Origin of the sequence: Calothrix sp. FACHB-168, assembly GCF_963889195.1 — a bacterium.
Taxonomy (GTDB): Bacteria; Cyanobacteriota; Cyanobacteriia; order Cyanobacteriales; family Nostocaceae; genus Aulosira; species Aulosira anomala_A.
In genome coordinates, this window is the sequence record NZ_CAWPNJ010000074.1 from 189,776 (window position 1) to 203,270 (window position 13,495).

At 40.0% G+C, this 13,495-nt stretch carries 9 protein-coding genes and 1 pseudogene; all 10 read left to right on the plus strand.

The genetic code is table 11. The features are described 5' to 3' along the window. Positions 1-227 precede the first annotated feature (227 nt). Positions 228-689: a DUF4079 domain-containing protein gene (locus AACW45_RS34085; RefSeq protein WP_190630258.1), complete on the plus strand. Its 462-nt coding sequence runs from the start codon at positions 228-230 to the stop codon at positions 687-689. 52 nt (positions 690-741) lie between these two features. Next, positions 742-987: pseudogene (locus AACW45_RS34090) on the plus strand (zinc ribbon domain-containing protein); the annotation flags it as partial. Between the two features lie 519 nt (positions 988-1,506). Next, positions 1,507-3,282 (plus strand): serine/threonine-protein kinase, encoded by a 1,776-nt coding sequence (locus AACW45_RS34095; RefSeq protein WP_190630259.1) that lies wholly within the window; start codon positions 1,507-1,509, stop codon positions 3,280-3,282. A gap of 235 nt (positions 3,283-3,517) precedes the next feature. Then, a complete protein-coding gene (locus AACW45_RS34100) occupies positions 3,518-4,240 on the plus strand; it encodes a hypothetical protein (RefSeq protein ID WP_190630261.1) in 723 nt (240 codons plus the stop codon). Between the two features lie 79 nt (positions 4,241-4,319). Next, on the plus strand, positions 4,320-5,426 hold the full coding sequence (locus AACW45_RS34105; protein WP_190630263.1) for a DUF1822 family protein: 1,107 nt from the start codon (positions 4,320-4,322) through the stop codon (positions 5,424-5,426). An 80-nt stretch (positions 5,427-5,506) separates the two neighbouring features. Next, a complete protein-coding gene (locus AACW45_RS34110; RefSeq protein ID WP_190630265.1) occupies positions 5,507-8,188 on the plus strand; it encodes an ABC transporter substrate-binding protein in 2,682 nt (893 codons plus the stop codon). A gap of 484 nt (positions 8,189-8,672) precedes the next feature. Next, the gene (locus AACW45_RS34115; RefSeq protein WP_242045459.1) at positions 8,673-9,410 is read left to right on the plus strand and encodes a DNA-binding response regulator; all 738 of its coding nucleotides are present in this window, start codon (positions 8,673-8,675) and stop codon (positions 9,408-9,410) included. A gap of 162 nt (positions 9,411-9,572) precedes the next feature. Beyond that, a complete protein-coding gene (locus tag AACW45_RS34120; protein ID WP_190630267.1) occupies positions 9,573-10,451 on the plus strand; it encodes a DUF2207 domain-containing protein in 879 nt (292 codons plus the stop codon). 547 nt (positions 10,452-10,998) lie between these two features. Then, positions 10,999-11,892: a DUF2207 domain-containing protein gene (locus tag AACW45_RS34125; protein WP_190630268.1), complete on the plus strand. Its 894-nt coding sequence runs from the start codon at positions 10,999-11,001 to the stop codon at positions 11,890-11,892. A 412-nt stretch (positions 11,893-12,304) separates the two neighbouring features. Then, entirely contained in the window at positions 12,305-13,492 is a 1,188-nt protein-coding gene (gene ribD, locus AACW45_RS34130; RefSeq protein WP_190630270.1) for a bifunctional diaminohydroxyphosphoribosylaminopyrimidine deaminase/5-amino-6-(5-phosphoribosylamino)uracil reductase RibD, read from the plus strand. Positions 13,493-13,495: the final 3 nt, after the last annotated feature.

Consider the following 13,495-nt stretch of genomic DNA (forward strand, 5'->3'; position numbering starts at 1 on the left):
TTTTCTCAAATTTTAGGGTTGCTGGGTTCAGCAGCCTTTTTTGTTGATTGGGCATTGGGCAATTCAATTTTGGATTTTGGATTTGCGATAGCGCAGCGTTAGCGAGTCCGCGAGCGTCTTTTGGATTGGGTTTGAATCTAAAATCTAAAATCTAAAATCTAAAATCTAAAATTCCTTGTCCCCCTGCCCCCTGCCTCCTAATTGGCGTTGTACTCTACAATCAATGTATGAATTTGCCTTCTTTTCTTTGGTTGTGGAAAATAGCGGCTTGGTCGATGGGGTTATCCTTGCTGACATACGTAATGTTGGCGACGACTGGCTTTTGGATGTATAAGGCGAGAAATTTGCAACAGCCTCCGAGTTTACCGATGTTTCATCGGGGGTTGGGGGGAATGCGATCGCTTCACTTTACTATGGGTATTACTATGGTCAGCTTGGTGTTGCTATTGCTGGCCATTGGGATTATCGGGACTTTGGGTCATTTTGGTTCCCTTGGTCACTCATCACACTTGGTTGCTGGATTATTAGTAGTTGTCTTAGTTTTGCTTTCGGCTTTCAGCGCTACGCAAATTACCCCTGAAAGACCTTGGATCAGAAATTTACATATCACTATCAATATTATTTTATTTATCGGTTTTGCTTGGGTATCGCTTACTGGTTGGATTGTCGTGCAAAAATATTTACCTTAAACAGCAAGAAGGCTCACACTGTACCTGTACTCAGGTCAGTGTTGAGATGAACAAAGCTGAAAGATTTGGTCATACCTACCAAGAAATAGGTCGTTTCTTCCCATCTTCTCAACTTTGTAGTGAAACTTTGCTACCAATCCCAATGCTGCAACATGGTTATGATTCATTGGGTGTAAGGTTTGTAGACTGTCCTCACTGCCAAAAACAGCATGATAGAGATATCAATGCTGCAATAAATATTAGAAATGAAGGATTGCGACTTTGGGCGTTAGGAACTAGTGCTGCATGGCGTAAATAACCATACCATTTTATAAATTCATTTTGATAATCTAGAGTAGTGCGAGCATCTTGCTCGCGTTTGTCAGCGAGCAAGATGCTCGCACTACAATGGTATGCTCATTTCCGCCTACCTATACTAGCGCTTCTGCCCCAGGAGGGGATATAAGACCAAAAACTTCGGGACGTAAAAAATCTACGAAGGTTGAGGCAATCCCCATTGAATTGGGAAGCCTACACTGTACCGTCAGGTCAGTGTAGGTAGTTCACCTTAATTATTTATTGATTATTTACAAACTTTCAGCAGCAAGCCCAGTCTCAGAAGATACACGGGTACATGAAGCTGTTAAATGTTTGGTTGTTGTAAAATACTGAATTTGTGGCAGCTTTTGGCACATTACGGATAAGATAGTCCAAATATCTTATTTTCTCACTTATGCTGGAAAAATAAGATGAATGCGATCGCGATCGCTGATTTTTATTTCAGTACGAAATATTATTATCAGTGTTAAAATTAGCTAACAGTAGCAGCAAAAATACCATGATCGGTCAACTCTTGGACGGACGTTATGAAATAGTTCAAGTCTTGGGCGGAGGGGCTTTTGGAAAAACCTTTTTGGCAAAAGATCTCAAGCGTCCAACTCATCCGCAATGCGTGGTTAAGCAGCTGAGCTACTCAAGCCAAGACCCTTTAGCCTTAAGTGCGGCACGCCGATTATTTAAAAAAGAAGCAGAAATATTAGAAAAATTGGGTAGACATGACCAAATACCCACTTTATTAGCAGAATTTGAGCAAGATAAAGAATTTTACTTAGTTCAGCAATTAATTGATGGTCATCCTTTACACCAAGAAATACAACCACATCAAGCTTGGCATGAACAGCAAGTTACCCAGCTATTAACAGAAGTTTTAAGCATTTTAGTATTTGTACATAGTCAGGGAGTGATTCACCGCGATATTAAACCATCTAATTTAATGCGCCGCTCTACTGATAGAAAATTGGTATTAATTGATTTTGGTGCTGTCAAAGAAATCAACGCGCAAATTCCGCATGGACAATTGACACCCACTGCGGCTGTTGGAACTGCGGCTTATATGCCAATGGAACAATTTCATGGTTTTCCCCAATTCAACAGTGATATTTATGCTTTGGGAATGATTGCGATCCAAGCGCTGTTGGGTTTACCAGCCCATGATTTAACAAAACTGCGCGGTAACAGCAGTCCTACACCTGGCGAAATAGTTTGGCGCAACCAAGTTAAAGTTAGTCCAGCTTTAGCAGATGTGATTGATAAAATGGTTGTGACTGATTGGCGCAAGCGTTACCAAGCAGCTAGTGAAGTACTGGCAGATTTAAGTACAATCGCGGCTTACTCTCCAGGTTTTTCGCCACTGCCCACAAAAATTAGTAAAAATAAGCCAATATCGTTAAAAATTCCCGTTATAGCATCTATTGTCATTGGGGTAATCGGAGTAATTGCAATTGCAGGAATTGGTTTTGCTGTATATCTTCAGTTACCGACAACCAAAGCTGTAGAGTTTTATAAACGGGGACTAGAAAAATTAGAGAAAAAAGATAAGTCGGGAGCTATTAGAGAATTCACAGAAGCTATCAAGCTTAATCCTAAGTATGCGGAAGCATATTATCAACGAGCAAATGCTCACTTTATGGCGAGTAACTTTCAGCGTGCGGCTGAAGATGCAAGCAAGGCGATTGAATTAAAGAAAAATTATGTTGAAGCTTATAGTCGTCACTGTGCTGCACTTTTACTGCTACAACAACCCCAGAAAGCCGAAGAGCAATGCACGCAAGCCATTAAGCTTAATTCGATGTATGGTGATGCTTACTTAAATCGAGCTAATGCGCGGCGTAATTTAAAAAATAAAGACGGAGCATTGGCAGATTTTACTAAGTTAATAGACTTAAATCTCAACGATCCTCAGGCTTATATTAACCGGGGTGTTTTATATATTGAACAATTTCAAGATTACAATAAGGCGATCGCTGATTATAACCAAGCTCTACAATTAACCACCAATAAACCAGATATCGCCGCGATCGCCTATGATGGCCGAGGTAATGCTTTAGCCGCCCAAAATAAATTACAAGGAGCGATTGACGATTTCACTCAAGCAATCGAACATAAAAAAGATTTTGCCCAAGCTTACTTTAATCGCGGTCGGGTTTACGCTGCACTTGGCTCTAGGGAAGAGGCCATTCAAGATTTTGAGAAAGCTGATACACTTTGTAGTCAACAAGGACTGACGAATTGTGCCAAGCTAGCCCAGTCTTTTATACAACAACTTCAGCAGTAATGGGGCATTGGGCATTGGGTATGGGGCATTGGGCATGGGGCATTGGGCATTGGGCATTTCTCGGAGACGCGATGAATCGCGTCTCTACAATTGTCCTCCTTTTCTTTTTTATAAAGTTTTGTAAATAATTTGAATTATTCCTACCTGTAACGCCGATAAGCTATCAAACAGGTGAAAGGAGGTTCGCAATTGTCATGATATTCCAACCTATATTAATTGGGTCGGGATGACTTTTATGTCTAATGACTTGAAGGAATCTCCTTTGATTGGCTTGCTGGAAGCTGCTTTAAATAACTCAATGCCCAGAAGCAGGTTATTACAGCAACAAAAAACGCTCCAGGAAATTATGAATGATATTCCGGCGCGTCAATGGTTATTTGCACAATTATCTCAAGCCGAGAATCCAGAGCGGGTGAAGGATTTCATTATCGCGATGATGAAGTCTTCCCGATTAATTTGGAACGGCGCAAGAATATCACCAGATGTATATAGTGAAGCTTTATCAAGAACTTGGGTATGGTTTATGGAAAATCTGGGACAGTATCAGCCAACAACGGCTAGTTTTGTCACCTGGTTTAACCAAAAACTGCGCTGGGCGATTCATGATGTAATTCGCCAAAAAGCTGATGAAGAAAGAAGACGGTTAAATGCTGTTACAGATGCAGAAAATCATCAGTGGATGGAACCGCCAGCGCCAGATCCGGATCGCTGGGATGAAACTATCCAAGAATGGCTAGATTTAGTGCAAAATCATCCCCAAGCCTTCAAAAATTGTCGAATGCAGAGTTATCCCCAGGTTAACTGTCAAATTTTGTTGATTCATATTTTAAAGGTGTTACGAGATTCCGGAAATTTTTCTTGGAATGCGATCGCCCAAGAATATGCAATCGAACCATCAGCAGTGAGGAGATTTTGTCGCACAAGATGTTTCTCCCATTTAAAACAGTTGTTGGAATAGGGGCTAGGGGCTAGAGGCTGGGGAGACAATTGTACAGACGCGATTCATCGCGTCTCTGACAAATGACAACGAACAAATCATGATAAATACCGCAGAAAGATTTCCGCAGATTGCAATTGCAATTACAGCAACGGATCGAATAAAAGCTTACAAATTTGCGCAACAGCAACTAACCGAAGAGCGATCGCAACAAGTTTACCGCAATACCTTGGCTGTATTAGTCATGCGGCGTTATTTACAACTATTAGGTATCGACAGCGATTTAGAACTCAGTCATAGCTGGAATCCCCTAGAACGCCTGATCGAAAATATTGCGGACTTGTATATTCCTAGTTTGGAAGGCTTTTTAGAATGTCGTTGCTTGCGTCAGCGCGATCGCAAATGTCACATCCCACAAGAAGTTTGGACAGAACGCATTGGTTACGCGATCGTGCAACTCGATGAACCTTACCAAGAAGGGCACATTTTAGGATTTGTTGAATCTATATCTGTAACAGAACTACCCCGTAGCTATTTTCAATCATTGGATTTATTGCTAGAGCGTTTAACCTTAGAACCAGCAGCAGCACCAATTGTAAAACTGACACAATGGCTACAACATAGATTTGAATCTGATTGGCAACCTGCACCAAAATTACTCAGCAATTTTCGCAGTACGAAAACATTAATTAAGCAGCCACAACAGCAACTGCAAAATGGAGGTAACGTTGTAATGCGCCAAAGAGTTGAGGAACTTTATCGTGGAGATTATTGTGATTTATATCTCACTCCTCAAGAGGCTTTGGTAAAACTTATCCAAACAACTGGGGATGATGAAATTCGCTGGCAAGCTGCTGAGTTATTGTGGGAAATAGAACCAAAATATCCAGGATGTCCAGTAATTAATGCTAAAGATTTAGGTATTTATCTGCTGGGATATTCCATAGCCTTAATGGTAGGAATTTTGCCAAAATTAGATGGCAAAATGTTAATTTTATTGCGAGTTTATCCCTTAGAAAAATCGTCTCATTTACCATCAGGATTAAAGCTCATGGGGTTAGATGAAAATGGTAGGCAGTTTTTTTCTGTAGAATCACGCCAGAAAGATGATTATATTCAGTTCAAGTTTACAGCCGATGCAGGCGATCGCTTCCGTGCCCTTGTTGTTCTCAATGATGCCAGCTTTAGCGAAGATTTTTTAATTTAGCTAACTCTTGCGTAGTTTTGCGGAATCATGCTTATCTAATAATAAACCCTTGAATTCCCAATATCCTCGCTAGGTCGTTTATGATGCTATCCTCCTCTAGTATTCAACCTCCTCAAAATGTCGCTGTTGTACTTGAGATTAGTAGCGGTAGCTTTGATGACGGCTTTTGTGTTAGAGTGCAAATTTTTGAAGACGGTAAAATTATTGATGAACACTATGATTTAACTGAGATTCCCCCAGCGTCGCTGATACCAAAGTTATACGAAAATTGGCAAGATATCTTACTTGAGAATAGTCGAACATTACAAGCTGTTCCCGGACAGGTAACAAACGTAGCTTTAGATAGTTGGAAACAAAGAGCCAAAGAGCTAGAGGATTACTGTAAGAACTGGTTTCAAAATCCAGCCTTTAAAAGTTTACGCGATCGCATTCAAGCCAATATCAAAGTCAAAGCCGATCAATCTGTGCCGATTATCATTAGATGTCACACTGCAAATCATCGGCATAATGATGTTTTACGGAGACTACCTTGGCATATCTGGGATTTATTTTCTAAACTCCCTAACACTGAATTTGCCTTATTTACTAAATTTCACAATCAAGTAGCTACCTTTAAAACACCAGTCAAAGTTTTAGCTATATTCGGCAGTTCTCAGGGAAATTTACAACTAGAAGCCGATAAAGAAGCTCTCAAACTTTTGGAAGCAAGAGGAGCGAGAATTACTTGGAAAGTAGAGCCAACAGAAGAAGAGATTGCTCATTTATTATTTGATAATGTTTGGGATATTCTGTTTTTTGCTGGTCATAGTTCTAGTGAAGTAACAGGCGGAAAAATTCAAATTAGTCAGGATAGATTTTTACCTTTAGAAGCATTAACTCCCAGCTTAAGGCGAGCAGTAAGTCAAGGTTTAAAATTAGCAATTTTCAATTCCTGTGATGGCTTAGGAATTGCAGATTTTTTGACACAGTTAAACGTTCCAGCCTCAATAGTTATGCGGGAACCCGTACCAGATAGAATTGCTGGTCAATTTTTACTCTACTTTTTACGACAATTTTCGCAAGGTATACCCCTGTGTTTAGCAGTTAGGGAAGCACGCGATCGCCTAGATGCTTTAAAGGCTACTTTTCCCACTGCTTCTTGGCTACCTGTCGTTTGTCTCAATCCCAATCAACCAGAATTTGTTTGGCCTACTCAAACCTCAGAAATGATACCAAATCCCTCTCCTCCCCCTCCACCTTTCCCACTGCTTAAGAAAATCTTAGGTTTGGCTGCTGTCGTAGGAATTATTGCAGCCACTTTAATTTATATTAATCGCTGTTCAATTTTCTCTTCAAGCTGTAAACCCCCAGGAAATGATGAAACAATTCAACCTAAAATAGACAACCTTATTAGCTTGGGTGAAAAAGCAATTGCTGATAGCACAGTCAAATTGAGTCAACCATATCTTGGATTAAAAGAGCAAGGAATTAAAGAATTTGCTCAAGGTGACTATGAGAGTGCATACAAAACTTTTGATAGTCTCCGCTTTCAAGCAGGAAACAATAAAAAAGTTCAAGGTTTACGTCAAACAGCTTTAGCCGCATTGCAAGATCCAGAAGTGCTAATTTATCGTAACAATGCTTTCGTAAATACGCGACATAAACAAAATCCTATCTTTCCAATTTACACCATTGCTGTAGCAGCACCCTTAAATGTTAATTCTGGATTAGATATCTTATTTGGCGTGGCTCAAGCTCAAGATGTAGCAGTTAAAAACGGGATAAATTTACAAGTTGTCATTGCTAACGATCTCAATCAACAAAAGCAAGCTCAACAAATTGCTACAAAACTATCCCAAAATCAAAAAATTCTCGCTGTAGTAGGACATTACACCTCACCTAATACCTGTGAAGCTTTAAAAGTTTATTCACCAAACGAACTTGTCTTAATTTCTCCCACCAGCACTGTATTGAATTTACAAAGTTGTGCTACTGCCAATAAAGTATTCTTCCGCACAACTACATCTACTCGAGACGAAGCAAAAAGTTTGGTGCAATATTTAGTTAATGATTTGCGAAGAAATCAACCAAAAGTAGTCATTTTTTACAGTAAAGAATGGTTTAGCCGAGATTTGACTGACGAATTTGAGAAGGTAATCCAATCATATCAAGGAAAAATACTTCTTAAAGTTGACTTATCAGATCCAAACTTTGATGCTAGTAAACTTCCGTCCGAGGTTCAAGAGGCAGATGCTTTGGTACTATTACCTGATGGCGGAACTGATGGTAATAAAACATTGGAAAATGCGATTAAAATTATCAAGTTAAATAATGGTAAAAAACCTATTTTAGGAGCCAATACTCTTTATCTTCAAGAAGTTATTAATCAAGCTAAAGCAGCGACAAAAAGCTTATTTTTAGCAAGTGAATGGCATCCAAAACAGTGTGGTGCGCAAGACTTTGCTAAACAGATTAATGAATATTGGGGTGGTGATTTAAATAGGAGAGTCGCCCTATCATACGAGGCTGTGCAAGCAATTGTCCAAGCTATTAGAAATCAAGCTGTAGGTAAACCCATTGATAGAAAAACAATTCAACAGAAATTGTCTGAGACAGGTATTAACCCAAATAAAGCAGCCTCTAGTGATGTGCTGAAAGGTTGGAAGATTATTTTTAAAGCCACAGGCGATCGCGAAGGAATTGACACGCAACCCATATTAACTGTTAAAGAACATAATCAGCAATTGAAGTTTGATTTCGCCAAAAATATTCCTTGTCAATAGGTGAGAAACAATGCGACAGATAATAGGGTTATGGCAGTGCCATGCCCTCTAGTATATAAGCTGCTGTGCAGCTAAATTAAACCTCGTCCATTTTGAAACCTGGAGTAGTGCGGGCAGCGTTCGACTGAGCGCTCACGCCGAAGTCTTGCCCGCTAAGAAGCCCTGGGAGCAAGATGCTCCCACTACTTTTAAAACTATGATTCTCAAAGTAGATGTGGTTTATATAAGTCAAAAACGCAAAATAATTGTAGTGCGGGCAGCGTTCGACTGAGCGCTCACGCCGAAGTCTTGCCCGCGTCTTATATACAAATTAGATGCGTCGCCGCTTATTTATGTGCCACTCTATTTAAATTGGTATAAGATTTTTATTTTTTATGCAAAACATGCGTAGGGTAAAGCAAACTGTGTAAATTTTAGTAACAATTGCGGAAATTGTGACTCTAACTGTAGATATTCCTTTAGCGGGGTGAAAAGCGATCGCTTAATGGTTTATTTTCCAGAAGCATTTATTCCTATGAACCAATGTTTAGCAAAAAAAGTATCACTGCAAATTTTGCTAGTTGATAGTTATGATATTGCTCTCAATGCAACAGCCCAATTGGTAAAGACTCAATATCCTGATGGAAATATTATCAGTACGCGAACAGCAAATGACGCTATTAATAAAATTGTAAATTGGCAACCCGATCTAATTATCATGGATATTTACCTACCAGAAAAATTAGGAGAAATAGCACAAACTAAGACAGGTTTGGATTTCTTACAACAGGTAATGCAAAAATATCCTAAATTGAATATATTTGTCCAAAGTCCTTATGTTAAAAGACTAGTGCAAATTAAACCTGCAATTGATAAACATCAAGGCGGCTTTGTCATTGCTGATAAAAATATTACTAGTCAAGAAATGCTCTCAATAATAGATGGAGCATTAAAAGGATTTACTCGAATTAAAGGAATTACAGATATCTATATATATCCAGATATTTATGAAAAATTCAACCTGAAACCAGAAATATTAAAACTACTAAGCCTAGCTTTTAATGAAGGATTGCAAGATAAAGCAATTGCTGCACATATTTGCGTATCTGAACGCACTGTACGTAAACATTGGGAGACATTGCAAGCAGCTTTAGGTATTGATTGTCATGAATTAAGAAATCAAGGGATAAACATCAGAATTTTTACAAAAATTCGAGCGAGAGCAGCAGGATTAATTGATTGATCGATAAATAATCAAGCTGGTATGGGTAAGATTTTCAGTACAAAATAAGTAAATTTATAGTGATGACTGAAGTTCTTACTACAAAATTAATTTCTCAACTTTGAGAAGCGAAACTAATTCAAATATAGCCATATCCAATAATATTAATGAGTCAAACGATTTATGTACAACAAACTAATTCAAAGAATAATTCTATTTTCAATAACCCTAATTTTCAGCCTGACATTTTCTCTTTATCATGTCCAAGCTGAATCCGTCCCTTTCTATTGGGACTTTATCAATGTTGATGTCGTCGTACAAACTAACGGTGATATGTTAATCACTGAAACCCAAAAATATACTTTTACTGGTGATTACACAAATCAACGTTATCGCTATATTCTTATAGATAAAATAGATGAAATTCATGAAGTAACAGTATCAGAGAATGGGCAAATATTAGACAGCGCCACCAAAATAGAAAATAATCAATTTTGGATTAATTGGGAACATCCATTAAAAGCACCAGAAAGTCATACGTTTGTACTGAAATACCGTGTTGTTGGTGGATTAGAAGTCAATGAAAATGATGCACAAGTCTATTGGAAAGCTATATTTCCTGAACGAAAAGCTGTTGTCAAACAAGCAAAAGTCACAGTTCAATTACCAGAACAATTCGCTACAAAAATTAAAGATTTTCAAACCTGGGGTAAAGAAGCCAATATTCGCAAAGTTGATACTAAAACTATTGAAGCGATCGCATCAAAAGCCATCGAACCAGGGGAAGAGTTAGCAGTTCAGGTAAACTTTGATAGCACTGGTACTGATATCAAACCCTCACGATGGCAAAGTTCAGAATCTTCTGATAATTGGTTTAGCTGGATATTTTGGGGATTTTTTGGTCTTATATTCTTATACGGCATAATCTTTGGTAATAACAGCAGTAGCGATCGCACTGGTGGCGGTAGCGGTAGTGGCGGTACCGGTAGCGGTGGTAGCTGTGGCGGCGGTGGTGGTGGCTGCGGCGGTGGTTGTGGTGGTGGTTGTGGCGGTGGTGGTTAACTAATACTACCAGCTAAAAAAATAATTTTTCACTGCGGGTTTGTCCCGCATTTTTTATTTAATTTACTCAATATTTAAGTAATTTGGTGTAACTAAAACAAACTATATTACGAAACGTAACTCGGCTTGAAATCCTGTAAGGGCGGGTTCACAAATATCCTCAAATATGCATGATTATCTCGCATAAACCCGCCCCTACTGACTAATGACAGCCCTTGCTAGTTATATTTAATTACGCCGATATACTTAATTTCTAACTACCAATTTAAATAATACTGGCGATACATCAATATATTCTAGAGGGCACGGCATTGCCATGACCCTAGCATCGGTCATATTCTTTTTTTAACTCGACATAAATTTGTAAACTTACGTAAAGTATTCGTCTATTTTTACTCTAATTTAAGATAGCCATTTAACGAGTAAATAATCACTCAAAAGTGATTTTTGTCTTGATAAATATCACACATAATTGGCGAATGATTTTATGGTTTGCCAAATCCTTGCTTTCAATATTAGACAACACCAATTTATCGAATAATTCACCATGTTCAGCAAAATAATTCAAAGGCTGATGCTGTTTTGTATCACCTTAATTTTTAGCCTAACATTTTCTCTTCATCATGTCCAAGCCCAGCCAGTGCCTTTCTATTGGGAATTTATCAATGTTGATATCGGCGTACAACCTAACGGCGATATGTTAGTCACAGAAACCCAAAAATATACCTTTACTGCTGACTACACCAATCAACGTTATCGCTATATTCCTCTGGATAAAGTAGACGAAATTACCGAAGTAAGCGTATCAGAAAATGGTCAACCGTTACCTAGTAAAATAGGTGAAAAAAATAATCAATTCTGGATTAATTGGGAACATCCATTAAAAGCGCCAGAAAGTCATACTTTTGTGCTGAAATATCGTGTAATTGGCGGCTTGCATGTAGATGAAAATGATGCTCTAGTTTATTGGAAGGCTATCTTTCCTGACCGCAAAGCACCGATTAAACAAGCAAAAGTGACAGTTAAATTTCCCGAACAATTCGCTACTAAAATTAAAGATTTCCAAAGCTTTGGTAAAGATGCCAAAATTCGCAAGGTAGATACCAAAACCATAGAAGCGATCGCTTTAAGCGCTATTCAACCAGGAGAAGAGTTAGAAATCCAAGTCACATTAGATCGCACAGGTACAGACATTAAAACCCCCCAATGGCAAAGTTCACAATCTTTTTCTATTTGGATAAAGTCTATTTTACTGGCTATTCTAGGGTTGGGATTTTTCTTTTTAGTCTTCTTATTCGTCTTGGGTATCTTATTCGGTATCTTCTTCGGTAACAACAGTAGCAGTAGTTACAGTGGCGGTGGCGGCGGCGGTGGCGGCGGCGGTGGCGGCGGTGGCGGTGGCGGTGGCGGCGGTGGCGGTGGCGGCGGTGGCGGCGGTTAAACAAATACCAATTTCCCACCAAATCCGTAGGGGCGGGGTTTCCCCCATTGGCGTCAACTTAACGTAAAACCCTCTTGGTTGCAAGGTTTTTGCCATCACCCCCAACCCCTCGCTTACCCAATAAACCGCCGTCACCCTCGAAGGGTGCGGCTAATTGAACAAAACCCACCTACGTGGGCTAAATTTTCTTAGCCCACGTAGGTAAGCTCATGTAACCTTAGCCCCAGGCTTACAGCCTGCGGGCGGTACGTCGGGTAAGCCAGAGAACTTAAGTTGACACCAATGGGTTTCCCCGCCCTTGTGAATATCCCCATAAGTTAAGATCGCCAAAAGTAAAAGCTGAATATTACTATTAAAAAATCGCGCAAAAGACCAGCTAGCGTGGAAAATATTGAGAGTGTTCCCCAAACTTATGGATAACTCCCCTGTGCTTGCTCAAATAGATGGCTCTCTACCTAACTACAATCTAGAAAATACCCCGCCCATGAATTCAACAGAGAAACGGGTAGGGAGTGATTTTGATTCCCTAATGATGCTGCGGTGTATAGAACTCGCCCGTCGTGCTTTGGGGCGCACTTCCCCCAATCCTTTAGTGGGTGCAGTGGTTGTCAAGAATGGGGAGATTGTGGGCGAAGGGTTTCATCCCCGTGCGGGCGAACCTCATGCAGAAGTTTTTGCCCTCAGAGCCGCAGGAGAAGCAGCTCGTGGTGCTACTGTTTACGTAAATCTGGAACCTTGTAACCACTATGGGCGTACTCCACCTTGTTCAGAAGGTTTAATTAATGCGGGAGTAGCTAAAGTAGTAGTGGGGATGGTAGATCCAAATCCCCTAGTCGCTGGGGGTGGGATTGCCCGTTTACGTGCTGCTGGTATAGAAGTTTTAGTAGGGGTAGAAGAAGCCGCCTGTCAGCAACTCAACGAAGCTTTTGTCCATCGCATTCTTTACAAACGACCTTTAGGTATTTTGAAGTATGCCATGACTTTGGATGGCAAAATTGCTACAACTTCCGGTCATAGCGCTTGGGTGACAAATCAAGCAGCCCGCAATGAAGTACATCAGCTACGGGCTGCTTGTGATGCTGTGATTGTCGGCGGAAATACTGTGCGACAGGATAATCCTTATTTAACCAGCCATCAGGTAGGGGTTCATAATCCTTTACGAGTCGTGATGAGTCGCCATCTCAACTTGCCAGAAAATGCTCGCCTATGGCAAACATCTGAGGCTCCTACCTTAGTTTTGACAGAAGTAGCTGCTAACCCTAATGTTCAAGAAATGTTACGACAACGGGGGGTGGAAGTGGTAGAGTTCACTTCCTTGACACCAGATAATGTTATGGCGCACTTGTATGAACGGGGTTTTTGTAGCGTATTGTGGGAATGTGGTGGAACTTTAGCTGCGAGTGCGATCGCCAACAGAGCAGTCCAAAAAATTCTTGCTTTTATTGCTCCAAAAATCGTTGGTGGTAGTAATGCTCCTACACCCGTAGGTGATTTGGGCTTTACCACCATGACTGAAGCGTTACCCCTCGAAAATGTTCGTTGGCGTGTAATTGGTTCTGATTGCTTGGTAGAAGGTTATCTTCCCCGACATACTCAATAAATC